Source organism: Shimia aestuarii (genome assembly GCF_900114635.1).
Classification (GTDB): domain Bacteria; phylum Pseudomonadota; class Alphaproteobacteria; order Rhodobacterales; family Rhodobacteraceae; genus Shimia; species Shimia aestuarii.
The window spans coordinates 160,453-181,981 of record NZ_FOTQ01000004.1; the positions used below are offsets into that span (position 1 = coordinate 160,453).

23 protein-coding genes are annotated in these 21,529 nt (G+C 60.2%); 9 read left to right on the top strand and 14 right to left on the bottom strand.

The genetic code is table 11. The annotated features are described in order from the left end of the window. The first annotated feature begins 53 nt into the window (after positions 1-53). The 3 genes from ligA (at position 54) to BMZ35_RS21210 (ending at position 4,648) form a co-directional block, all read left to right on the top strand. Positions 54-2,333: an NAD-dependent DNA ligase LigA gene (gene ligA, locus BMZ35_RS11780; protein ID WP_093094051.1), complete on the top strand. Its 2,280-nt coding sequence runs from the start codon at positions 54-56 to the stop codon at positions 2,331-2,333. Continuing rightward, on the top strand, positions 2,330-4,420 hold the full coding sequence (gene recG, locus BMZ35_RS11785; protein ID WP_093094052.1) for an ATP-dependent DNA helicase RecG: 2,091 nt from the start codon (positions 2,330-2,332) through the stop codon (positions 4,418-4,420). The genes ligA and recG overlap by 4 nt, the downstream gene beginning before the upstream one ends. Positions 4,421-4,525: 105 nt before the next feature. Beyond that, positions 4,526-4,648 (top strand): hypothetical protein, encoded by a 123-nt coding sequence (locus BMZ35_RS21210; protein WP_278247146.1) that lies wholly within the window; start codon positions 4,526-4,528, stop codon positions 4,646-4,648. A gap of 215 nt (positions 4,649-4,863) precedes the next feature. Here the strand turns inward: BMZ35_RS21210 and BMZ35_RS11790 are convergent, their stop codons facing one another. After that, positions 4,864-5,316, bottom strand: coding sequence for an iron-sulfur cluster assembly scaffold protein (locus tag BMZ35_RS11790; protein WP_093094053.1), 453 nt, complete (start codon positions 5,314-5,316; stop codon positions 4,864-4,866). 68 nt (positions 5,317-5,384) lie between these two features. Between BMZ35_RS11790 and hisI the strand changes: the two genes are divergently transcribed. Then, the gene (gene hisI / locus BMZ35_RS11795; protein ID WP_093094054.1) at positions 5,385-5,744 is read left to right on the top strand and encodes a phosphoribosyl-AMP cyclohydrolase; all 360 of its coding nucleotides are present in this window, start codon (positions 5,385-5,387) and stop codon (positions 5,742-5,744) included. A 55-nt stretch (positions 5,745-5,799) separates the two neighbouring features. On the opposite strand, the gene gluQRS is transcribed toward hisI, so the two are convergent. The 4 genes from gluQRS to BMZ35_RS11815 form a co-directional block, all read right to left on the bottom strand. Further along, a complete protein-coding gene (gluQRS, locus tag BMZ35_RS11800; protein WP_093094055.1) occupies positions 5,800-6,642 on the bottom strand; it encodes a tRNA glutamyl-Q(34) synthetase GluQRS in 843 nt (280 codons plus the stop codon). Beyond that, a complete protein-coding gene (locus tag BMZ35_RS11805; RefSeq protein ID WP_093094056.1) occupies positions 6,639-7,250 on the bottom strand; it encodes a class I SAM-dependent DNA methyltransferase in 612 nt (203 codons plus the stop codon). Before BMZ35_RS11805 ends, gluQRS begins: the two co-directional genes overlap by 4 nt. A gap of 37 nt (positions 7,251-7,287) precedes the next feature. Further along, the gene (trmFO, locus tag BMZ35_RS11810; RefSeq protein ID WP_093094057.1) at positions 7,288-8,631 is read right to left on the bottom strand and encodes a methylenetetrahydrofolate--tRNA-(uracil(54)-C(5))-methyltransferase (FADH(2)-oxidizing) TrmFO; all 1,344 of its coding nucleotides are present in this window, start codon (positions 8,629-8,631) and stop codon (positions 7,288-7,290) included. Positions 8,632-9,160: 529 nt separating this feature from the next. Continuing rightward, positions 9,161-9,946, bottom strand: coding sequence for an enoyl-CoA hydratase (locus BMZ35_RS11815; RefSeq protein WP_093094058.1), 786 nt, complete (start codon positions 9,944-9,946; stop codon positions 9,161-9,163). 56 nt (positions 9,947-10,002) lie between these two features. On the opposite strand from BMZ35_RS11815, the gene BMZ35_RS11820 reads away from it, so the two are divergent. The 4 genes from BMZ35_RS11820 (at position 10,003) to rpsI (ending at position 12,627) form a co-directional block, all read left to right on the top strand. Continuing rightward, on the top strand, positions 10,003-10,428 hold the full coding sequence (locus tag BMZ35_RS11820; protein WP_093094059.1) for a PaaI family thioesterase: 426 nt from the start codon (positions 10,003-10,005) through the stop codon (positions 10,426-10,428). Positions 10,429-10,518: 90 nt separating this feature from the next. Then, on the top strand, positions 10,519-11,499 hold the full coding sequence (locus tag BMZ35_RS11825) for an SLAC1 anion channel family protein (protein WP_242654775.1): 981 nt from the start codon (positions 10,519-10,521) through the stop codon (positions 11,497-11,499). 180 nt (positions 11,500-11,679) lie between these two features. After that, positions 11,680-12,138: a 50S ribosomal protein L13 gene (gene rplM, locus BMZ35_RS11830; RefSeq protein WP_093094060.1), complete on the top strand. Its 459-nt coding sequence runs from the start codon at positions 11,680-11,682 to the stop codon at positions 12,136-12,138. Positions 12,139-12,141: 3 nt separating this feature from the next. Continuing rightward, positions 12,142-12,627 (top strand): 30S ribosomal protein S9, encoded by a 486-nt coding sequence (gene rpsI / locus BMZ35_RS11835; RefSeq protein ID WP_093094061.1) that lies wholly within the window; start codon positions 12,142-12,144, stop codon positions 12,625-12,627. Between the two features lie 65 nt (positions 12,628-12,692). Here the strand turns inward: rpsI and BMZ35_RS11840 are convergent, their stop codons facing one another. Genes BMZ35_RS11840 through BMZ35_RS11865 form a run of 6 tightly spaced genes read right to left on the bottom strand, consistent with a single transcriptional unit; the run spans position 12,693 to position 18,244 of the window. Then, positions 12,693-13,943 carry an alpha/beta hydrolase gene (locus tag BMZ35_RS11840; RefSeq protein WP_093094062.1) on the bottom strand — a complete coding sequence of 417 codons (1,251 nt, stop codon included), beginning with the start codon at positions 13,941-13,943 and terminating at the stop codon, positions 12,693-12,695. 2 nt (positions 13,944-13,945) lie between these two features. Beyond that, positions 13,946-14,566, bottom strand: a complete 621-nt coding sequence (locus tag BMZ35_RS11845; RefSeq protein WP_093094063.1) for a TetR/AcrR family transcriptional regulator — start codon at positions 14,564-14,566, stop codon at positions 13,946-13,948. Further along, positions 14,559-15,428 carry a polyphosphate kinase 2 gene (gene ppk2 / locus BMZ35_RS11850; protein WP_093094064.1) on the bottom strand — a complete coding sequence of 290 codons (870 nt, stop codon included), beginning with the start codon at positions 15,426-15,428 and terminating at the stop codon, positions 14,559-14,561. Before ppk2 ends, BMZ35_RS11845 begins: the two co-directional genes overlap by 8 nt. A 42-nt stretch (positions 15,429-15,470) precedes the next feature. Continuing rightward, complete coding sequence (locus BMZ35_RS11855) at positions 15,471-16,430, bottom strand: alpha/beta fold hydrolase (RefSeq protein ID WP_093094065.1); 960 nt, start codon at positions 16,428-16,430, stop codon at positions 15,471-15,473. Beyond that, complete coding sequence (gene metA / locus BMZ35_RS11860; protein WP_093094066.1) at positions 16,414-17,337, bottom strand: homoserine O-acetyltransferase MetA; 924 nt, start codon at positions 17,335-17,337, stop codon at positions 16,414-16,416. The genes BMZ35_RS11855 and metA overlap by 17 nt, the downstream gene beginning before the upstream one ends. A gap of 37 nt (positions 17,338-17,374) precedes the next feature. After that, entirely contained in the window at positions 17,375-18,244 is an 870-nt protein-coding gene (locus BMZ35_RS11865) for an ATPase (protein ID WP_093094067.1), read from the bottom strand. Positions 18,245-18,445: 201 nt separating this feature from the next. Here BMZ35_RS11865 and BMZ35_RS11870 point away from each other — a divergent pair, with 201 nt between their 5' ends. Further along, positions 18,446-19,327 carry a sulfurtransferase gene (locus BMZ35_RS11870; RefSeq protein WP_093094068.1) on the top strand — a complete coding sequence of 294 codons (882 nt, stop codon included), beginning with the start codon at positions 18,446-18,448 and terminating at the stop codon, positions 19,325-19,327. Here BMZ35_RS11870 and BMZ35_RS11875 read toward each other — a convergent pair. From BMZ35_RS11875 to BMZ35_RS11885, 3 genes are read right to left on the bottom strand one after another with little or no spacing between them, the layout of a single operon-like run. After that, positions 19,324-20,244 (bottom strand): DMT family transporter, encoded by a 921-nt coding sequence (locus BMZ35_RS11875; protein ID WP_093094069.1) that lies wholly within the window; start codon positions 20,242-20,244, stop codon positions 19,324-19,326. The two genes, BMZ35_RS11870 and BMZ35_RS11875, sit on opposite strands and share 4 nt — an antisense overlap. A gap of 41 nt (positions 20,245-20,285) precedes the next feature. After that, positions 20,286-21,155: a DMT family transporter gene (locus tag BMZ35_RS11880; protein ID WP_093094070.1), complete on the bottom strand. Its 870-nt coding sequence runs from the start codon at positions 21,153-21,155 to the stop codon at positions 20,286-20,288. Between the two features lie 10 nt (positions 21,156-21,165). Then, a complete protein-coding gene (locus BMZ35_RS11885; RefSeq protein WP_093094071.1) occupies positions 21,166-21,519 on the bottom strand; it encodes a hypothetical protein in 354 nt (117 codons plus the stop codon). Positions 21,520-21,529 lie beyond the last annotated feature (10 nt).

Sequence of the window (21,529 nt, forward strand, 5' to 3'; positions counted from 1 at the left end):
CTTGAGCGCGTGCCGCCCTATCACTTGGAACAAGTGATCAGGGAGCGCGCGGCGTGAGCGAAGACATCGAAGTTTCCCAACTGAGCGCAGATGAGGCCAAGGCGGAACTGGCGCGGCTGGCGGCGCTGCTGGGGCAGGCAAACAAGGCGTATCACACGGAAGATGCGCCGGAAATTTCGGATGCCGAATATGACCGTCTGAAGCAGCGCAACGCTGCGATCGAGGCGGCATTTCCCGAATTGAAGCGCCCCGATAGCCCAAGTGATCAAATTGGCGCCGCCCCGGCCAGCGGCTTTGGCAAGATCACGCATGCGGTGCCGATGCTGAGTTTGGGCAACGCTTTTGACGATGCGGATGTGTATGAGTTCGTCGAGCGCATTCGCCGGTATCTCTCCCTTGGCGATACGCCAGTTTCCTTTACGGCGGAACCCAAGATCGACGGATTGAGCCTGTCCTTGCGCTATGAACAGGGGCAGCTGGTGCATGCGGCAACGCGGGGAGACGGCAGCACGGGCGAAAACGTTACCGAAAATGCACGGACGATTGCAGATATTCCGGTCGAAATCGCAGGTGCGCCCGACGTGCTGGAGGTGCGCGGTGAGGTTTACATGAGTCACGCCGACTTTGAGGCGTTGAACGCGCGGATCGAGGCGGAAAATAAAACGCGTCTGGCCGATGGAAAACGCGCATTGCCCAAGTTCGCCAATCCGCGCAATGCGGCGGCCGGATCCTTGCGGCAGTTGAATCCGGAGATCACACGCAGCCGTCCGCTAAGGTTTTTCGCCTACGCCTGGGGCGACATCTCGGAACCGCTATCGGACACACAGATGGGCGCAATCAGGCGACTGGCGGAATTCGGTTTCGTGACCAATCCGCTGACTCTCGAATGCGCGGGGCCGGACGCGTTGATTGCGCAATACCGTGAAATCGAAGCTCAGCGCGCGACGCTGGGCTATGACATTGATGGCGTCGTTTACAAGGTCAACAGACTCGACTGGCAGGACCGCCTTGGTTTTCGTGCGACGACACCCCGTTGGGCCGTGGCTCACAAGTTTCCCGCGGAGTTGGCCTGGACCAGGCTGGAGGCGATCGACATCCAGGTGGGGCGGACCGGTGCGCTGAGTCCTGTCGCGCGCCTGACCCCGGTGACGGTGGGTGGTGTCGTCGTGTCAAACGCGACCCTTCACAACGAAGATTATATCGAAGGGCGTGATAACAACGGGGCCGAGATTCGGGGTGGCAAGGATATTCGTGTGGGCGATTGGGTACAGGTCTATCGCGCGGGTGACGTGATTCCCAAGGTCGCGGATGTCGACCTTGGCAAAAGACCGAATGATGCGGAGCGTTTTTCCTTTCCGACACGGTGCCCGGAGTGCGGGTCCGACGCGGTTCGCGAAGAAGGGGATTCGGTGCGTCGCTGTACAGGGGGAATGATATGTCCGGCTCAAGCTATTGAAAAATTAAAGCATTTTGTGTCTCGCAAGGCGTTTGACATCGAAGGTCTTGGTGCGAAGCAGGTGGAGATGTTTTATGAGGATGGCGACCTGCCCATTCGCAAACCTGCGGAAATATTCACCTTGCAGGCGCGGGACGCGGCCAATCTGACCCGGTTGAAAAACCGCCACGGCTGGGGGGAGCAGAGTGCCGAGAACCTGTTTGCCGCGATCGAGGAAAAGCGGCGCATTCCGCTTGCCCGCATGCTTTTTGCGCTGGGTATCCGCCATGTCGGGGAAGTGGCCGCCAAGGATCTCGCTCAGCACTATTTGCGGTGGGAAGATCTTGCCGAGGCCGTGGATCGCGCCCGCCCGGCGGCGTTGGCCCATCGGGCGGCGGACATGGCGGAAGACGCCGAACGGGTCGCTGCAGCCCACGAAGGCCGGCGGGCCCGCATCAAGGACACCCGGGATAGCGCGATCGCAGGGTGCCATGTGCCGCAAGACGCGCAGGCGGCCTGGGAGGATCTGACCGGAATTGACGGCATTGGCGCGACGGTTGGACTTTCCTTGTCGGATGCGCTTGCCAATGCCGAGGAGCGGGCCGCGATTGATGCATTGGTTGCCGCATTGGATATTCAGAGCCCCGAAGCGCCATCGCGCGAAAGCCCGGTGGCGGGAAAAACCGTGGTGTTCACGGGCAAGCTCGAAAAAATGACACGCGATGAAGCCAAGGCGCGGGCGGAATCCCTGGGGGCGAAGGTCAGCGGTTCGGTTTCGGGAAAGACCGATTTGCTGGTCGCCGGTCCGGGGGCCGGATCGAAAGCCAGGAAGGCCGCCGAGCTTGGCGTCGAAACCATTGACGAAGACGCCTGGCTGCGCCTGATTGAAGGTCTATGAGCGGGCGGCCGGAAATCCTGTTCCCCCTGTTCAGCGCTCTGACCGGGCTGGACGGGGTTGGCCCAAAGACGGCGCAGAATCTTGCGCATATTGACGTCGAGAAACCGCGTGACCTTTTGTTTTTGCTGCCGTATTCCGGGATTGACCGACGTCGGCGTGAGAGCGTGCAGGGTGCCGATCTGCCCGATAATGTGACCGTTGAGGTCGAGGTGGGGGCGCATCGACCACCAAGGGGGCGCGGCGGAGCCTACCGGGTGAACGTGCAGGACGCGCAGACCAGTTTCCAGATCGTGTTCTTCCATGCGCGCGGCGACTATTTGCAGAAGGTGCTGCCAGCCGGTGAGCGCCGTGTGGTGTCGGGCAAGGTCGAGTTGTTCGATGGCATCGCGCAGATGGTGCATCCGGAATACATCCTGCTCCCGGAAGAAGCCGACCAGATTCCCGAATTCGAACCGGTCTATCCGCTGACCGCTGGCGTCACGCAGAAAACCATGGTCAAGGCAGCGGCGTCGGCTCTGGATCGACTGCCAAAACTGAGGGAATGGATTGATCCGGCCCAGAAGGATCGGGCGCATTGGCCGGATTGGGACGCGGCGATGGGCAAAGCCCATGCGCCGTCGAGCCTGGGGGAAATGACCCCGTCAGAACCCGCGCGCGAGCGGTTGGCCTATGACGAGTTCTTTGCCCACCAGTTGACGCTGGCCCTTGCTCGGTCGCGACTGCAACGAGCAAAAGGAGTGATTTCCGAGGGCACGGGTGTGTTGCAGGGCCGGGTTCTGCAGGCATTGCCCTATACGCCGACCGGAGCACAACAACGGGCGATTGAGGCGATTGCCCTGGATATGGCGCGTCCGGCGCGGATGAACCGGTTGTTGCAGGGCGATGTGGGCGCGGGCAAGACGCTGGTGGCGTTCATGGCGCTTCTTGTGGCGGTCGAGGCTGGCGGGCAGGGCGTGATGATGGCCCCTACCGAGATACTTGCGCGCCAGCATCTGGCCGGGCTGAAACCGTTGGCCGAAAGCGCCGGGGTTGTTCTGGAGATCCTGACCGGACGAGACAAGGGGGCGGAACGTCGGGCCAAGCTTGAAGCATTGGCGCGGGGGGATATTCACATTCTGGTGGGAACCCACGCGGTATTCCAGGCAGATGTGCATTTTGCGGATTTGCGTCTTGCGATCGTGGACGAACAGCATCGCTTTGGCGTACGCCAGCGGTTGGAGCTGGGCAAAAAGGGGGCCGGGGCGGATGTTCTGGTCATGACGGCGACTCCGATCCCACGGTCCCTTGCGCTGGCGCAATATGGTGACATGGATGTGTCGGTGCTGGATGAAAAGCCGCCGGGACGCCAGCCGATCACGACCGCGCTGGTGTCGACAGGACGGATGGAGGAAGTGGTCGATCATCTTCGGCGCGCCGTGGCTGAAGGAAAACAATGTTACTGGGTGTGTCCTTTGGTCGAAGAAAGTGAAAGCGTGGACCTGACGGCGGCAGAGGAGCGCTTCAAACATTTGCGCGCAGTGCTGGGAGAGGGCGTCGTGGGGCTCGTGCATGGCCAGATGCCCCCTGCCGAAAAGGACGCGGCGATGGCTGCGTTTCAGAAAGGTGAGACGCAGGTGCTTGTCGCGACGACGGTGATCGAGGTGGGGGTGGATGTGCCTAACGCCACGATCATGGTAATCGAGCGGGCCGAAACATTTGGGTTGGCCCAGCTCCATCAGCTTCGCGGCCGTGTCGGGCGCGGCTCACAGGCATCGACCTGTCTTCTCATGTACCAGCCGCCTTTGAGTGAGAGCGGGGAAAAGCGGCTCAAGGTATTGCGGGAGAGTGAGGACGGTTTCCGGATTGCAGAAACGGATCTTGAGATGCGCGGGGCAGGGGATCTGATCGGAACGGCGCAGTCAGGGGTGCCGCGGTTCAGGATTGCCGATCTTGAGGGACAGGCGGCCCTGATGGCCATAGCGCAAAGCGACGCGCGAAAACTGCTGGTGGATGATCCCGATCTTACCGGCTCACGCGGACAGGCCGCGCGTGTTCTCTTGTGGCTGATGGAACAGGATCAGGCGATCCGTTTGATTACAGTGGGTTAAGCCCGCTCTTCTCTAAATGTTCTCAAATGTTCCCAAAAAGTTCTTTACAGGGCGTTAATGATGTGAGAACAAATAGGCAACAAATGAGAGAGCAGGAGCAAGCCAATGATGCACCAGATCAAATCCGTGATGCGCAATTCCCGCCAGACGCTGTTTCAGGATGCGTTGGGGGGGCTGGCTCTTGTTGTCATGATGGTCGTGGCGCTGCACGTGCCCGGCTTTGCCTGAGTTTTCTGCCTGCGGCCTTTACGCCGGTCCATCCGCCCGCATCCTGTCCCCAATTTGATGCGGTTCTGACTGACACTGCCTGTCCCATGTCCTGAAGGGTATTCTGCCTTAATCCCCCTTCGTGATGGCCCGGGTCCCACGTAAAAGACGCACCAAACTGCCGCCGCCTCTCATGCGAGAGTGCGGCGGTTTTTTTTGTTGGGCTCGAGAGGAGATCACGCGCAGTTGGCCTGTTCGGCCTGTTCCATGGCTTCTGCAGTCGCTTCGAGCGCGAGCAGGATCGAGGCGTGGCGGTTCTTGTAATCGCGCGCCGGGCGGAGGACTTCGAGACCGTCGAACGGGGCGGGCGGCGTCGGGCCGTCCTGTTTCAGCATCGCTCTGAGGGCATCACGGGCGGCTTCGATCTCGGCACGGCTTTGGCCGATTACGTTGGCCCCAACCACCGAAGCGGCCGCCTGACCCAAGGCGCAGGCTTTGACGTCCTGTCCGAAATCCTCCACGCGCCCATCCTTGAGCACGACATCCACGGTGACAGTCGAACCACAAAGTGGCGAGCGTTTCTTAACCGTGGCATCCGGGGCTGCGAGCCGGTCGGTATGCGGAATGGCCGCGGCCAGTTGCAGAATCTGGCCCGAGTAAAGCTTGATCAGGTCATTATCGACGGACATCGCGGTTTCCTTTGCTCTGTGATTCCTAGATAGAGGTCAAAACGGCTGATGCAAAGAGGGACGATGGTATGGGCTTTGATCCGAATTCGCTGACTTACAACGAGGCGGGGTTGATCCCGGCGATTGCGCAAGACGCCGAAAGTGGCGAGGTGCTGATGATGGCATGGATGAATGCCGAGGCGGTGGCACGCACGCTGGACACGCAGCGGGTGACCTATTGGAGCCGGTCACGGCAGAGCTTTTGGATAAAGGGGGAAAGCTCGGGCCATGTGCAGGAACTGGTGGATTTCCGATTCGATTGCGACAACGACTGTCTTTTGGTGCTGGTGAGCCAGACCGGACCGGCCTGTCACACCAACCGACGCAGTTGCTTTTATACTGCGGTGCGCGATGGGAAAGAGGTCGAGCTGATGGCGCCGATGGCGTGAGCGGCTCCTTGCGCCATGCCTGCGGCACGCGTTTGTTGGGCAAGATGACAGCGGTTTAGAGGCCGACCATTTCGCGAATGTCGTTCGGGCTCGCGCCGTCGGCCCGGTATTTTGAAATGGCACGGGCGTCGTCGCGCTTGGCAAGCCGCTTTCCTTGATCGTCGCGGATCAAGTCGTGGTGGTGGTACGTGGGTGTCGGCAGATCAAGCAGGTGTTGCAACACGACGTGAATGCGGGTCGCTTCAAAGAGATCGGCACCGCGGATCACATGGGTGACGCCCGTCGCCACGTCATCCAGCACCACGGAGAGGTGGTAGGACGCGGCCATTTGCCGGCGGGACAGCACGACATCGCCGATCGTGGTAACCAGATCAGATTTTTCGAGTTCGTGGTGGCCTGCGTGGGCGGGGCCGGTTTCAGAGAACGCGGCGGGGAGGCCGATGTCACAGCCAGCTGCCATGTTGAGACGGGTGCAGGTATCGGCGTTTGGGGAAAGGTTCAGGTCACGGCAGGTGCCGGGATAGATGCGCCCGTCGGGGCCGAATTCCGGCACACCTTCCTGAGGGGCGTTGGAGGCGGCGTCGATGTCGCGCCGGGAGCAACCGCATTCAAAGGTCAATCCACGCTCGCGCAGCTTCGCAAGCGTGGTCTCGTAATCTTGAAAATGTGCGGATTGACGGCGAACGGGGCCGTCCCATGAAATGCCGAGCCAGGTGAGGTCTTCATAGATCTGGTCTTCCCAGTGGGGTCGGGCACGGGATTGGTCGAGATCATCTATCCGAAGCAGAAAGCGTCCATCGGCGGCGCGCGCCATGTCATGCGCGAGAAGCGCGGAGTAGGCATGCCCCAGATGCAATGGACCTGTGGGAGACGGTGCAAAGCGTGTGGTGAATATCACAGTTTTTCAATCACATACACGGTGGAGTGGATGTTGCGCGCGGGCAGGTGAGGGCCGCGCTCACGAAAGAGCAGACGCACCGTTGCGGTATCGACATATTCATTCAGCCGGGCTTCATATGCGCGGTCTTTGAGCGCGTGGTCATTGTAGGAAAAAGTCATCAGGCCGCCTTGGTTCAAAAGGCCAACCAGCTTGTCGAACGTATCAAGCGGCGCGGCTCCGGGGCCGATCACACCGATGGCGGCGATGGCGGTGTAGTCCCCTTTGGCAACAGGTAGCGGTGCGTCGAGTTCTACTTTGGTCAACGTTCGATAAAGGTTCTTCTCCTCCGCCTGCGTCAGCATTTCAGACGAAAGATCGAACCCGTGCATGTTTGTGAACCCTTCGGCGTGAAGCGCGAGGCCCGACAGGCCGGTGCCACATCCAAAATCGAGGATCGGGGCGTCTTTGTCTTTGAGGAATCGTGCGAGGGCCGAGGCGCAGCGGCCCGGCGTGACATAGCCGTTCTCGGTGACTTCCTCTTCATAAGAGGTCGCCCAATCGTCATAAAACTCGGCGACGCCCTTGCCGATATAGTCATAAACCTTGTCGAGGAACTTGCGTGTCATGTCCTAAGAATAGGCGCAGGCACGGCCGTTCGTCCAGTCAGCTTTGCGCGTCGAGCCAGCCTTGCCAGTCGGCCTTGGCCCGGTCGGTATAGGCCTTGTAGCGATCCTTGCGGCCACGGCGTCCGCCTTTCAGCCCGTCAACGGGCTGAAACAGGCCGAAGTTGACGTTCATCGGTTGGAAGGTCTTGGCCTCGGCACCACCGGTGATGTGGTGCACAAGTGCACCCATGGCCGAGTTGAGCGGGGCGGTGGGCAACGGTTTGCCAAGGATTTCCGCCGCCGCAAGACGCCCGGCAAGAAGGCCCATGGCGGCGCTTTCGACATAGCCTTCAACGCCCGTAACCTGACCGGCAAAGCGGATGTTAGGACGTGACCTGAGGCGCATCTGGTCATCGAGAAGCGTGGGTGAATTGAGGAAGGTGTTGCGGTGAATGCCACCCAGCCGCGCAAACGAGGCGTTCTCAAGACCCGGGATCATCTTGAACACTTCGGTCTGGGCGCCGTATTTCATCTTGGTCTGAAAGCCGACGATATTATAGAGCGTTCCCAACGCGTTATCCCGGCGTAATTGCACCACGGCATAGGCTTTTTCATCCGGCTTATGGGCGTTGGTCAGGCCGACGGGCTTCATTGGTCCGTGGCGCAGGGTCTCGCGGCCGCGTTCGGCCATGACCTCGATCGGCAGGCAGCCGTCAAAGTAGCCAGCGGTTTCTCCCTCGTGGAACTCGGTCTTGTCGGCGGCGAGAAGCGCGTCAATAAAGGCCTCGTATTGGTCGCGGTTCATCGGGCAGTTGAGATAGGCTTTTTGCTCTTCCTCGGTTTCGCCCTTGTCGTAGCGCGACTGCATCCAGGCCACGTCCATGTCGATGGACTCGGCATAGACGATGGGAGCGATCGCGTCGAAAAAAGCGAGCCTTTCGGCGCCCGTTTCGGCCTGAATCGCGGCGCCAAGCGCAGAAGAGGTCAGCGGGCCGGTGGCGATGATCCAGTGGCCATCGCTGGGCAACTCGGTGATCTCACCGTATTCCACCCGCACGTTTGGCAGGGCGCGCAGGGTGTCAGTCACGCTCTCGGAGAACGGATCGCGGTCCACAGCCAGGGCACCGCCTGCGGGCAGGCGGTGTTTGTCGGCCATGGCCATGATCAGCCCGTTGGCCGCGCGCATCTCCCAATGCAGGAGGCCCACGGCGTTCTGTTCGTCATCATCCGAGCGGAACGAGTTGGAACAGACCATCTCGGCCAAGTTGCCGGTGCGATGGGCAAAGGTTTCCACCTTGGGGCGCATTTCGTGGATCACCACGTTGACGCCCATGTTCGCGGCCTGCCATGCGGCCTCGGATCCGGCCATGCCGCCGCCGACGATATGCAATTCCTGTGTCATGCAAGGGCACATAGGGTAGGGGCGCGGTTTTGGAAAGGGGGGAGATGGCTTTCGGGTCGCCGCGGTCATTTGGCTTGGCCAGAGAGAGCTGACCCAGGAGGGATCTTTTGCCGGCGGCGACCCGAAGTATGCGAAAAAATCGCGTTCGCTCCGTTCCGGTTATGACACGCGACCCGTTTCGCGCAAAGCCACAATTCGGAAAAACATGTGCCGCAAATCGGAAACAATTGGTTCAAACTGTTGGCAAATTGGAGGTGGAAAGAAGTGGCGCGGCCTTCGAAGGATCGAGGTAAGCTGGTTTGATCCCCGAAGGGCCGCGCAACCCGCGATGAGGGCAAACCTCACGCTGAGCGAACACAGTAACGGTCGTATCTTGTGGGGGACCGTTACGAGAGCCGGAACAGCTATGGCCTCCCGGCTTGACCGCCGCAACTGGGGTGCTGGGCGCTCCGATGGCCATATTGCGTTGAAAACGCGCGGGAAATAAAGTGGGGCATCGGAAAAACACCGTTGCCCCAGTCGAAACGCGTTATTGCTGCCAGTTTGGGTCGCGTTTTTCGAGAAAAGCGCTGATCCCTTCCTCGGTGTCGCGATAGAGCATGTTTTGAACCATCGCGTCGCCGGTATAGTCATAGGCCGCCTCGAGCGGCATTTGCAGCTGGTTATAGAAGGATTCCTTGCCAATCTTGACCGCCGCGCCAAGTTTACCCGCCACGGTCTCGGCCAATTCTGTGGTGGCCGCTTCAAGAGAGTCGGCGGGGACGGCGCGGTTGATCAGGCCAAGCGCTTCAGCGCGGGACGTGTCGATGAACTGCCCGGTGGTGAGCATCTCGAACGCCTGTTTTCGCGGGATATTGCGGGTAAGCGCCACCATCGGGGTCGAGCAGAACAGGCCGATATTGACGCCGTTCACGCCAAACCGGGTGCCTTCGGCGGCAACGGCCATGTCGCAGGTGGCCACAAGCTGACATCCTGCGGCGGTGGCGATCCCGTGGACCTGTGCGATCACCGGCTGTGGCAGTTTCTGGATTGTCTGCATCATGGTGGCGCAGCGGTCGAAGAGATCCTTGAAATAGGCCTTGCCGCCATCCTCGGCCTGACGTCCTGCGGTCATCTGTTTGAGGTCGTGCCCGGCACAGAAGGCCTTGCCCGCTCCCGAGAGCACGATGGCACGTATCGAGCGGTCTTCGGCCAACGCATCGAAGGTGGATTGCAGCTCCGCCAACATCTCGTCGGACAGGGCATTCAGCCGCTCGGGGCTGTTCATTGTCAGGTAAGCGACGGCATTTGTGTCGCGACGTTCCAGAATTCCCATCTTGCTCTCCAAATTCTTTGCGGCAAGCTTAACGGTGCTGAGCAGGGAGGAAAAGCATGCAGGCAGTCATGAGCCCGGAAGATATGATGGCGTTTCTTGAGACCGTATTTCCACAGGTGCGAGGTGAGTTCCTTGTCGAGGAAATGGACGGGGTCAATACGGTGGTGCGGTTGCTCGTGGGCGAGAAACATCTGCGCCCGGGAGGCACCATTTCCGGCCCTTCAATGTTTGGACTGGCGGATGTGACCGCCTATGTGGCCACCATGGCGCGGATCGGGAAGGAGCCGCTGACCGTGACGACCAACTGTTCGCTCGATTTCATGCGCAAACCGGTCTCGGGCAAGGATCTTTTGGCCAAGGCGCGGTTGCTCAAGCTGGGGCGGAGCCTGTCGGTCACGGATATCCTGATTTATTCGGAAGGTATGGCAGAGCCGGTTGCGCGCGCCAATATGACCTATGCGATTCCGCCCAAACGCGGTTGATGGGGCTGGATATATATTCGGCAAATGATATATGAGGTCTGAACCCGATATTTCGCGGGCGCAATTCGTGACTTTTCAGGGAGCCAAGCCATGGCAGAGGTCCAGACAGAAACCGAAATGCCCCATGCGCGGCTGATGCATTTCCCGGTGCCGATGTTCGCCATCGTCATGGGGCTGATGGGATTGGCGCTGGCGTTGCACAGTGCGGATGCGACCCTGCCGGTGGCGGGGATCCTGTCGGTTTGGGTGACATTGGCCGGGATCGTCGTGTTTGGGGTGATCGCGCTTTTTTATGTTGCCAAGCTGCTGCGGCACCCGCATGCCGTCGTGGGGGAGTGGAATCATCCGGTACGGCTTGCCTTTTTCCCTGCGATTTCGATTTCGATGCTGCTGATTGCGACCGCGCTTTTGCCTCAGGCCAAGGACGTGGCACGGTTGGTGTGGATCGTGGGCGCTGCTTTTCAGGGTGTGTTGACGCTTGCGGTGATCTCGGGCTGGATCAGCCATCGGTCCTTTCAGGTTGGGCAGTTGACCCCGGCATGGTTCATCCCTGCGGTGGGGAATGTCGTGGTGCCCATCGCGGGGGCGCAGCTGGGATATGTTGAGTTGTCCTGGCTGTTCTTCTCGACCGGGATCATCTTCTGGATTGTTCTTCTGACACTTGTGTTCAACCGGCTGATTTTCCATGACCCGATCCCCGGCAAGCTTTTGCCGACCTTGGTGATCCTCGTGGCGCCGCCCGCAGTTGGGTTTTTGGCCTATCTGTCGTTGAATGGCGGCGTGGACGGGTTCGCACGGGTGTTGCTGAATGCCGGCTATGTGTTTGCCGCGCTGGTCGCGGTGCAGGCCCCCAAGTTTCGCAGATTGCCCTTTGCCCTGCCGTGGTGGGCGTTGAGCTTTCCGGTTGCGGCGCTGACCATTGCCTCGTTCCGTTTTGCCGCGATGACCGGCTCGGGCGCGCATGAGGTGATCGGGCTGGGATTGCTGGCGGTTCTGATCCTGATCATGGCGGGGTTGATCTACCGCACATGCATTGCTGTGCTGCGCGGAGAGATTTGCGTTCCGGAATAAGGGCAAAGGGAGTGATATTTTGTGGGGTAATATAATACCTAATTTGTAAGATGTTGTTTTTGCTGAAGTAAAACGGCAATACTCCGCTTGACGTGACCACTGTCTGCTTTATAACCCGCGCATCGAATTCCGGTGCACCGTCATCGGTGCATCCGTCAACCAAATCTCAGGTAGACCAACATGAAAACCTTTTCTGCTACTCCGGCAGACATCGACAAGAAATGGATCATCATCGACGCCGAAGGCGTGGTGCTGGGCCGTCTTGCGTCGATCGTCGCCATGCGCCTGCGCGGCAAGCACAAGGCCACCTTCACTCCGCATATGGACATGGGTGACAATGTCATCGTGATCAACGCGGACAAGATTCAACTGACCGGCAACAAGCGTCAGGAGAACTACTACTGGCATACCGGCCACCCCGGTGGCATCAAGGAACGCACCAAGCAGCAGATCCTTGAAGGCGCGCATCCCGAGCGCGTGGTTATCAAAGCTGTTCAGCGCATGCTGCCCGGCAACCGCCTGTCGCGCAAGCAGATGACCAACCTGCGCGTTTACGCCGGTGCCGAACATCCGCACGAGGCACAGCAGCCTGAAGTGCTGGATGTCAAATCCATGAACAAGAAAAACACCCGGAGCTAATCAATGGCCGATCAAATCAACTCGCTTGAAGAGCTGAACGCCGTGGCCGGTGATGAAGCTCAAGTCGAAGTCGCAGCCCCGCGTGAGCCCGTCCGTGACGAGCTGGGCCGTTCCTATGCCACCGGCAAGCGTAAAGACGCTGTTGCCCGCGTCTGGATCAAGCCCGGTTCGGGCAAGGTCGTCGTGAACGGCAAGGATCAGGACAAGTATTTTGCACGTCCGGTTCTGCAGCTGATCCTGCGCCAGCCGTTCCAGGTTGCCGGCGTTGAAGGTGAATTCGACGTATACGCCACCGTGAAAGGCGGCGGTCTGACCGGTCAGGCCGGTGCGGTGAAGCACGGGATTTCGAAAGCTCTGCAGCTTTATGAACCCTCCCTGCGCGCGCCGCTGAAAGCCGCTGGCTTCCTGACCCGCGACAGCCGCGTGGTGGAACGTAAGAAATACGGTAAGCGCAAAGCACGTCGTTCGTTCCAGTTCTCGAAGCGTTAATCCGACGCACGAGGGACAGTATTGCAAAAGGGCCGCCCAGTTGGGTGGCCCTTTTCTTTTGCAGCTCAGTTGTAGAGTTGGTGCAGCCGTTCCGGATAGTTTGCAGGGAAGCGCCAAACTGGGCCCACGGTACGCTCCAGACCACGCTTATGCGGCGCCTGACCGTGCATCAGGGACAATAGGATATCGCTGCTGGTCCAGGGTGACGAGCGGAAATACCAATGGCCGTTCCCCGTCGCAGCGCCGGGCGCGTCGGTTACGTCGATCAGGGACCGTTTTTCCATCCGGGCCAGAGCTTCTTCGATATGGGCTGTCTCTGGGGTGCTCTCCCAGACTTGTCCCAGACGGTTTCGCCCAAAAAGGAAACGCGACAAGGCCAGTGCGGAGTCGCTGCCCGAGAGGTAGAGAGAAAACCGGTCGACTGCATCGAGAAGCCCGTCGGCGACGGCCTCGGCGAAATAGCCACGGTCCAGGTCGCTGGCGACCAGAACGACCTGCCCGAGACGGGCTGGGCTGTGTCCGGCTTTGTGTTGCAGCGCGATCTGGTACGCGGTTTCGAAGGCCAGACGCGATCCCGCGCTGTATCCGATCAGGTGGACGCGCCGGACGTTGGTCTCGCTGGAAAGAAATTCGATCAGAGAACGCAGGTTGCGCCGGGTGGCATCAGCGGTTTCCAGATCGCGGAGATAGGCAAAACGACTGGGCGTCGCGGGCCAATTGTAGCTGATGAACGCGCCCCGATAACCGAGATAATGGTGCAGCTCTTTGGCCGCGAGAGTCGGGTACTCGAAATCGACGTTGTAACCATGGACATAGATATAGGCGTCGCTCCCTCCGGAGCGCGCGAGCTGTTGATTGATCTGGTTGCGAAAGTCGGCCTTGGTCTTGGCCAGAACCGCCGCTTCGGGGTACTGGACCAGGGGATTGAGTGGCTCGATTGGCAGTGGGCCGATCTCATTGACCCCGGTAACGGAAAGCGTGCGTTTTGTCTTGGACTCGCTGGAAAGTGTCAGTTCGCGCAACTCGCCCAGCGTGGTGATGGGCGGGGACATTGTGACTTCGGCCGTACCTACCCTGAGAATCTGGCCCCGCCGGTTGGCATAGAAGTCGCTGGCATCCTCGGGCGTGGCTGGCGCGCGGTCGGTCGCGTAGAACAAGGTGTTGTGGCTCAGCGCGCGCGAAGTGTTTCCCTTGAAAGGATCAATTGCGCCGCTGGTGACGGAGACCGGTGACGGCATCAGCACGATTTCATTGTACTGTTTTTCTCCGCAAGCGGTGAGGAACAGGACCAGGAAAAGAAGGAGTTTGCGCGCCATTGTCACGAATCCGGCCTGATCAGGCCAAGCCCGCGCAGGTAGACGCCAATGCCGCTTTCAAGCAGGTCTTCGGGAGAAAAGGGCGACTGGGTGCCGGGGCTGTTGCGGGCATAGAGTTCGACGACGCCGTGGCTCATCGCCCAGATATGGGCCGAGAACATGCTGGCGGGCGGGCGTTTTTCCGGTGGGATGTGCTGGCTGAGGTCAGTGGCGGCGCGCTCCATCACACCACGAGCGCGGGCGGCAACCTCGGCCAGTTCGGGTGTGCGATTGACGGAAATTCCGCTTTCGAACATGGCGATATAATGCCCCGGATAGCGGCGCGCAAAGGCGAGATAGGCGCGGCCTGTGGCCTCGAATGATGCCAGTGCCGAAGGTTGTCCCTTTTCATAGGCATATTGCATCAGGTCGGCGAAAATCTCGTAGCCTTGTCGCGCGGCCTCGGCGATCAGGTCTTCGCGCCCCTCGAAGTGGCGATACACGGCGGCTGGAGTAACGCCGGCCTGTTTCGCTGCCTCGGAGAGAGTAAACCCGGTCGGGCCCTTGGTTTCGATCAGCTTGAGCGCTGCTTCGACCAAAGCCTGACGGAGATTGCCGTGATGATAGCCGCGTTTCTTAGGCATTCCAGATGTCCGGCCCCCCGCAGATCGTCGGATCAATGGACCCAATGGCCTTGGCATCCTTGCGATCATAGTCAAGCTTGCTCAGCACTGCGCGGATCGCATTGAGCCGGGCGCGGCGCTTGTCATCCGAGCGTACAATGGTCCATGGCGCAAGCTCGCCGTGGCTACGGGTGAGGGTTTCGGAGATGGCCTTGGTGTAATCATCCCAGCGTTTCAGACCTTCGACGTCGATCCAGCTGAGTTTCCATTGCTTGAGCGGGTCGCTTTCACGGGCGAGGAAACGGCGCAGTTGTTCGGCGCGGCCGACATTCATCCAGATCTTGAAAACATAGATGCCGTCGTTCACCAGCGTTTCTTCGAACGGGGTCACCTGGCGAAAAAAGCGCGCGCGCTGATCGTCATCGCAGAAACCGAAGACCTTTTCCACGACACCGCGATTGTACCACGAGCGGTCATAGAACACGATCTCACCACCCGCTGGCAGGTGATCGATGTAGCGCTGGAAATACCATTGCGTTTGTTCTGCGTCCGTGGGTTTGGAAAGCGCCACAACTCGCGCGCCGCGTGGATTAAGATTCTCACGGAAGCGTTTGATTGTGCCGCCTTTTCCGGCAGCATCACGGCCTTCGAAGATGATCGCGATCCGTGCGCCTGTCTCCTTGGCCCAGTGCTGCATCTTGACCAGTTCGATTTGCAGCGCTTTTAGTTCAGCCTCGTAGGCTTTGCGATTGAGCCGTTCGCCATGCGGGTAGGACGGGTCAAGGATTTCATTCTTGTCGGCGCGCTTGATCGCGTTGTGGACCGCTTTGGGAGCGTCGTTCTTGTAGAACGCGCTGATTGCGCCATCAAATGGCAACTCCATGAAACCTCTCCCTTTTTTTCACACTATGACGGCAGCGCGCAGTTAGCGCAATCCGGCACGAGACGCCGCACGGTGGATGGCTTGGATCACCTCTGTCTGTGCGGCGTGCTGCGGCATGTGTCCAATGCCGGGCAGAACGGTCAGCTTTGCACCCGAAATTATGGCGGCGAGGGGACGGGCGTGGATATCGAGCCCCACAATCGTGTCTATGTCGCCATGCACGATTTCGGTTGGCACCCGAATGTCCGGGTAGTGCGGGGCCATTTCGGTGATCTCGTCGAGCAGGTTGGCGCGTTGCAAGGCATTTGCGCGTAAGGAATCGCGCCTCAGCGTGAGGCCCGCGCCAATATGGTCAAGATATCCATCCGGAGCGGTCTGGGGATCGAAGATATCGGAAACTTCGCGCTCGACACGCTCGTCATGGATATAGGCGGTCAGCACGGGGATCGCCAGTGGGCCAAGGAAGGGATGGGACAGAACGCGATAATACAGGCTGAGTGGCGTGGTCCATGGCAGGCCCGGTCCGGCCAGTGTCACAAGGGCAGAAAGGCGATCCGGGTGGTAGGTCGCCCAGGCAAGGGCGACCGCCCCGCCATAGGAGTGACCGACGACGATCGGGGATTTGGCGCCAAGCTGCTCGGCGGCTTTGATGAAAAGCCCGGCCTGTTGACGGATCGTTGCGCCGGTTTTGTTGATGCGCTCGGTATAGCCAAGGCCGGGGCGGTCGAAGACGATGACACGGTAGTCAGCGGCCAGGGCGGGGGCGAGCGCATGGGTGAAGTCGCGCGCATTGCCCGAGGCCCCGTGGATCAGGACAAGGTCCGGGCCTTCGCCCATGACAACGGCATGCACGGCGTGGCCATCAACCTGAAGGATTTGCCCCTCGGGCGGAAACATGGCCTCGGCTTGCCGCTCGTGCTGGCGGGCGCGATGCGTGGTCCAGACCGACGCGACCACCAGAAGAAAAGCGAATAATATGAATGCCTTACCTGCCAATGTCATTCATGTCGTAATGCGTGGTCTCGTAGACCTCGGTGATCCAGTTGCCGTAAAGCAGATGCGCGTGGCTGCGCCAGCGGTTCTGTGGCGGGCGGGACGGATCGTCATCGGGATAGTAGTTGCAGGGCACGTTGATCGGTGTGCCATTGGCGACGTCGCGGTCATATTCCTGTTTGAGCGTATCGCTGTCATACTCGAAATGATTGAAGATATAGAGCGCGCGATGCTCCGGGTCTTCGACCAGACAGGGGCCGACCTCATCGCTGCTGAGTAGGGTCTTGAGGGCGGGGACGGCGTCGATCTCGGCCTGTTTCATCTCGGTCCAGCGGCTAACCGGAATGACGCAATCATCTGAAAATCCACGCAAATAATGGCTTGCGGGGTCCATGTTGCGATGCCGGAAACAGCCAAACGCCTTGGCGTCGAGCATGTGTTTCCTGACGCCGTGGAAATGGTTGATCATCGCCATGCCGCCCCAGCAGACGCCGAAGGTGGAATGCACGTTGGTCTGGGTCCATTCAAAGACTTCGATCAATTCTTGCCAATAGGTTACGTCTTCGAACGGGAGGTGTTCGATGGGCGCCCCAGTGATGATCAGGCCGTCGAATTTCTCGCCCGTTGCCTTCACCTCGGAGAAGGGGCGGTAAAACTCGGCCATATGTTCAGCGGCGGTGTTCTTGGTCTGATGTTCGCTCATACGGATTAAGGAAAACTCAATCTGTAGCGCGGTTGCGCCGATCAGGCGTGCGAACTGGTTCTCGGTCTGGATCTTCTTGGGCATCAGGTTCAAGAGGCCGATGCGCAAGGGGCGAATGTCCTGACGGGCGGCCTGGTCCTCGGACATAACCATCACACCTTCGCGCGAAAGCACGTCAAAGGCAGGGAGGTCCGAAGGAAGCTTGATAGGCATGTCAGGTCTTTCCGTATGGCGTTTGTGAAGGGGGTAGTTAGGCAGTTTGGCCTTGTTTCTCAAGGGTCTGTGCGATCAGGGCGTTGAAATCCGAGGCGGTTGTGACCTTGGAGACGTCTTCTGCGGTGACGGTCACGCCCCAGCGCGCCATGGCGGCATAGCGGGGCTGGCGGTGGGCCAGCGCCTTGGCGTAGGTCCAGCGGACAAAGGCGTTCGGGTCGACCTGCGCTTCGGATTTTCCGGTTTCGGCAAGGTATTCCTGCCAGCGCGCGAGAAGAAACTCGGGCTGGTAGTACATCGGCTTGGGCGCGCGGTCGAAGCGGCGGATCAGTTCTTCGGTATGGGCCTCGGACCCCTTGATCCAAACCATCAGTGCATTTGAAGAAAGCGCATTCAAAACAGGGTCTTGCGGGTCTTCGGGATCCACGACTTCGCAGATGGAGCCGCCGGTGTCACAGACAAAATGGTCATAGCCATAAAGCGTTTGGGCGCGGTCGATGAAGTGGGCGGTGTCGAGCAGGGCGGCGGTTTCGGCGACGTGGTGCTGATCCTGTCGGCGCATGTATTCGTCAAATGGAACGCCGCCGAGATCGGGGTTCCCGGGCTTGCCCAAATAGGTCGAAAGCGGAGCTAAGTTATTGAAAGTAATGTTGGAACCGATATAGATCGAGTCCGACATCAGGAGTTCCCGCAGGAAAGGGACCTTCATCGCCTCGCGTTTGGCGTTGTCGGCGATGTGTTCGCCCATGTAGCGGGTGCCGATCCGGTAGTCGATCGAGTAGTGGAACCATTCACCGCTGTCCCGCAAGATATTGGAAACATGTGTTTTTCCAAGGCCGGACATGCCGAAAAGCACAACTTTGCGGCGCGCGGCGTCTTGCCAGGTTTGTGCGGTTGGATAGATCATCAACCCATTCCTTTACGATCTCCCCGCAGGTGGTAGCCGCCTGCGCCCAAGCGGTCAACGGCAATCCCTGGACACTTGAATCCGGGCCTCGGTTTTGCGTCGGTGAAACGTCGGTGAAACGTCGGTATTGCGTCGGTATTGAGGAAGGTTTGGCGCAAGTTGGCCTGCTGCGGTAAGGTGTTGTTAAGAGGAGGGACACCCATGGCCCATCAACGTTTCCGGTTTCCCGAGGCGATTGTCGAAACCGGCTGGCTTGCCGTGCATTTGAACGATCCCGATCTGCGGGTATTTGATTGTACCACCTATCTTGAGTTCACGCCTGACGAGGCTCGACCCTATGATGTCGTGAGCGGGCATGAGTCCCATTTGCATGGCCACATTCCCGGCGCAGGCTATCTTGATTTGCAGGGCGCGTTTTCGACCCCGGACGCGCCGTTCGCCATGAGCCTGCCGCGTGTCGAGGACGCCGTGCGCGCGTTTGAGATGCATGGCGTCTCAGATGGCACGCGGGTCGTGCTTTACAGCCGAACGACGCTGCCGTGGGCGACACGGTTCTGGTGGATGCTGCGCTGGATCGGGTTTGACAACGCGGCAATCCTGAATGGTGGGTTCGCGAAATGGCAGGCCGAGGGGCATCCGGTAGAACAGGGCGAAAATCGCTATGCTGCCGGAAAGATCACGCCCAGGCCTCGGCCCGGGGTTTTTGTCGGGAAGGACGAAGTGCTGGCAGGGACAGATGCGGCGCAGACCTGTGTCGTCAACGCACTCAGTCCGGACCTGCATTCCGGTGAGAATGACCGCTATGGGCGGGCGGGGCGCATTCCGGGGAGCGTGAACGTGCCAGCGGCGTCCGTGGTGGAAGCGGAGAGTCAGATCCTGAAACCATATAGCGAGATCGCGGCGGCGTTCGAGGCGTCCGGGGCAAGTGGCGCAGCGCGGCAGATCACCTATTGCGGCGGTGGGATATTCGCGACGCTGGATGCGTTCCTGTTGCACCAGTTGGGATGCGAGGATGTGGCGGTGTATGACAATTCGATGAGCGAATGGGCCAATGACCCGTCGCTGCCGATGGAAACCGACTAGACCGGTTTGGCGGAGAAGATGCGAAAAACCCGCCCGTCGATTACAGCAAGCCCAAGGGCGAGGAGCGCAAAGCCAATCAGGGCGCGGGGCGCGACGGTTTCCCCCAGAACCAGCCAGCCAAGGCAGATGGCAAAGGGCGGGATCAACAAGGTGACGAGCAGAAGATTGCCCGACCCTGCAACGGCAAGCAGGCGGTAATAGAGAAGGTAGGCACCTGCAGTGGCGATCAGCGAAGCAAAGCCAATGGCGCCCCATGTGACGGGCATCAGTGCAAAATCAAACGGGCCTTCGACGCTCCATGCCATGGGCAGGATCATCACGCTTGAGGCGGTCAGCATCCCGGCGGCGGCGACCTGTGGCGACAGGCCATTGAGCGTTGCGCGCGCCCATGCGCCGGCAAAGGCGTAAGACAGGGTGGCGGCGACGGCGGCCAGTTGGGCCAAGTTGCGTGGATCAAGGTGGGTCAGGTTGGAAAGGCCGATGGCGGTTGCCACACCGAGAAAGCCGAGGCCGACGCCAAGCGCCTTGCGGACGCTGAGGCGCTCATCGGCAAAGAAGAGCGCGGCGACCACCACGCCAAAGATGGCGGTGGTGGCGTTGAAGATCGAGGCGAGGCCGCTTTCGATGGACAGTTGCGCCCAGTTCAGCAGGGCGAAGGGCAGGATGTTGTTGAGCAATCCCATGACAAGAAACGCCCCCCAGACGCGGGGTTCCCGTGGCACCGGTAAGCGGCGCATCAGGACCACCGCCCAGAGCACCAGCGTGGCCCAGAACACGCGATGGGCCACTAGGGTGAGCACGCCGATTTCGTTCAGCGCGAGGCGGCTGGCCAGAAAGATGCCCCCCCAGATCAGGCCGAGCAGCAAGAGTTCGGCCCATGCGGAAGGGGACAGGGATTTTTGGGTAATCGCGCTCATGGTCGGACCCTAGCGGCGCAGTTAGTGGCGCGCGACCCGGATCATGCGGATTTCGGACGGCGGGTCTGGGTCCAGATATTGAGGTAATTGCCGCCAAAGATGAGCAGCGCGCCGATCACCACAAAGATGTCGATGGGTTCATTGTAGAGCAACACGCCCACCACGGCGATCAGCGGCAGGCGGACAAAATCGATGGGCATGACAACGGTGGCGGGGGCGAGGCTGAGCGCGGTGGTGAGGCAGAAATGGGCGACCAGTCCGGCGCATCCGATCAGCACGAGCCACGGGACCGAGGCGGCAGAGGGCAGGGAGATGTCCCCGTCAAACCCGGCGCAGATCAGGCCAAAGACGGCCTGCATCACGGTCAGGTAGAACAGGATGCAGGTGATGGTCTGATTGCGGGTGAGTTTGCGGGTGAAGAGCGCCGAGAGCGCAAAGCCAATGGCGGCAAGGGCGGCCGTCACCTGTCCGGGATCGAAGGTCTCGGGGGACGGGCGGGCCACGACGAGGATGCCGACAAAGCCGATGATGGCAGAGAGCGCACCAACCGGCGTGATGCGTTCGCCAAGGATCAGCGGGGCGAGAAGGATCGCCCAGAGCGGCGAGGTGAATTCCAGCGCAAAGACCTGCGCAAGCGGGATCACCGTGATCGAGCAGAACCACAGGTTCTGTCCTGCGAAGTGGCTGATATTACGCACCAAATGCAGACCGAGGTTGCGGGTGTTCACCTGATTGATCGTGCCCGCAACGGTGGCGACGATGAGCACGATCGCGATGCCGACAAAGCTTCGGTACATCATGATTTCGAACGTATCGAGCTCGAAACTCACGGCGCGTCCGGCGATGGCCATGGAGGTGAAGGAGAGGATGGCGCCGCTCATCCAGAGTGCGGCCTTGAGGGTATCGCTCATCTTTGTGTCCTTATTCCGCAACCGTGCAGCAGCCGTGCTGCAGGCGGTGGGCGGGCTGTCCTGTCAGCAGGTAATAGCGCAGCGGAAAGGTGCCGGAGGCGATGGCGCAGGGGAGTTCGTCAAGGATCAGGGTGGCGGGCGCATCGTTGAGATGCGTGGTCCAGGCCCTTGGAAAGGTGGTGGCGCTGTCCAGTGGCGTGAGCGGTAAGGTCGCGGTCTCGTTGGGTGCGTGGCGGATATGCAGGCGGTTGCCTTCGATGGTCATGACCGGCAACCCGCCCACGTCCTCGCAGGCCAGAGGCGGCAGGGCGAAGCCTGTCGTGGCGGGAAGGATTGCAACGAGTGTCATCAGGGCGTGACGCATGAAGGGCCTC

What these genes read in the sequence shown, in the direction of transcription:
- BMZ35_RS21210 (WP_278247146.1), top strand. Translation starts at nt 4,526, where the DNA reads ATGATGCACCAGATCAAATCCGTGATGCGCAATTCCCGCCAGACGCTG.
- BMZ35_RS11865 (WP_093094067.1), bottom strand. Translation starts at nt 18,244, where the DNA reads ATGATCTATCCAACCGCACAAACCTGGCAAGACGCCGCGCGCCGCAAA.
- BMZ35_RS11880 (WP_093094070.1), bottom strand. Translation starts at nt 21,155, where the DNA reads ATGAGCGATACCCTCAAGGCCGCACTCTGGATGAGCGGCGCCATCCTC.
- rplM (WP_093094060.1), top strand. Translation starts at nt 11,680, where the DNA reads ATGAAAACCTTTTCTGCTACTCCGGCAGACATCGACAAGAAATGGATC.
- rpsI (WP_093094061.1), top strand. Translation starts at nt 12,142, where the DNA reads ATGGCCGATCAAATCAACTCGCTTGAAGAGCTGAACGCCGTGGCCGGT.
- metA (WP_093094066.1), bottom strand. Translation starts at nt 17,337, where the DNA reads ATGCCTATCAAGCTTCCTTCGGACCTCCCTGCCTTTGACGTGCTTTCG.
- ppk2 (WP_093094064.1), bottom strand. Translation starts at nt 15,428, where the DNA reads ATGGAGTTGCCATTTGATGGCGCAATCAGCGCGTTCTACAAGAACGAC.
- BMZ35_RS11825 (WP_242654775.1), top strand. Translation starts at nt 10,519, where the DNA reads ATGGCAGAGGTCCAGACAGAAACCGAAATGCCCCATGCGCGGCTGATG.
- recG (WP_093094052.1), top strand. Translation starts at nt 2,330, where the DNA reads ATGAGCGGGCGGCCGGAAATCCTGTTCCCCCTGTTCAGCGCTCTGACC.
- BMZ35_RS11845 (WP_093094063.1), bottom strand. Translation starts at nt 14,566, where the DNA reads ATGCCTAAGAAACGCGGCTATCATCACGGCAATCTCCGTCAGGCTTTG.
- BMZ35_RS11805 (WP_093094056.1), bottom strand. Translation starts at nt 7,250, where the DNA reads ATGACACGCAAGTTCCTCGACAAGGTTTATGACTATATCGGCAAGGGC.
- trmFO (WP_093094057.1), bottom strand. Translation starts at nt 8,631, where the DNA reads ATGACACAGGAATTGCATATCGTCGGCGGCGGCATGGCCGGATCCGAG.
- BMZ35_RS11875 (WP_093094069.1), bottom strand. Translation starts at nt 20,244, where the DNA reads ATGAGCGCGATTACCCAAAAATCCCTGTCCCCTTCCGCATGGGCCGAA.
- BMZ35_RS11855 (WP_093094065.1), bottom strand. Translation starts at nt 16,430, where the DNA reads ATGACATTGGCAGGTAAGGCATTCATATTATTCGCTTTTCTTCTGGTG.
- BMZ35_RS11870 (WP_093094068.1), top strand. Translation starts at nt 18,446, where the DNA reads ATGGCCCATCAACGTTTCCGGTTTCCCGAGGCGATTGTCGAAACCGGC.
- BMZ35_RS11815 (WP_093094058.1), bottom strand. Translation starts at nt 9,946, where the DNA reads ATGGGAATTCTGGAACGTCGCGACACAAATGCCGTCGCTTACCTGACA.
- BMZ35_RS11820 (WP_093094059.1), top strand. Translation starts at nt 10,003, where the DNA reads ATGCAGGCAGTCATGAGCCCGGAAGATATGATGGCGTTTCTTGAGACC.
- BMZ35_RS11885 (WP_093094071.1), bottom strand. Translation starts at nt 21,519, where the DNA reads ATGCGTCACGCCCTGATGACACTCGTTGCAATCCTTCCCGCCACGACA.
- BMZ35_RS11840 (WP_093094062.1), bottom strand. Translation starts at nt 13,943, where the DNA reads ATGGCGCGCAAACTCCTTCTTTTCCTGGTCCTGTTCCTCACCGCTTGC.
- BMZ35_RS11790 (WP_093094053.1), bottom strand. Translation starts at nt 5,316, where the DNA reads ATGTCCGTCGATAATGACCTGATCAAGCTTTACTCGGGCCAGATTCTG.
- hisI (WP_093094054.1), top strand. Translation starts at nt 5,385, where the DNA reads ATGGGCTTTGATCCGAATTCGCTGACTTACAACGAGGCGGGGTTGATC.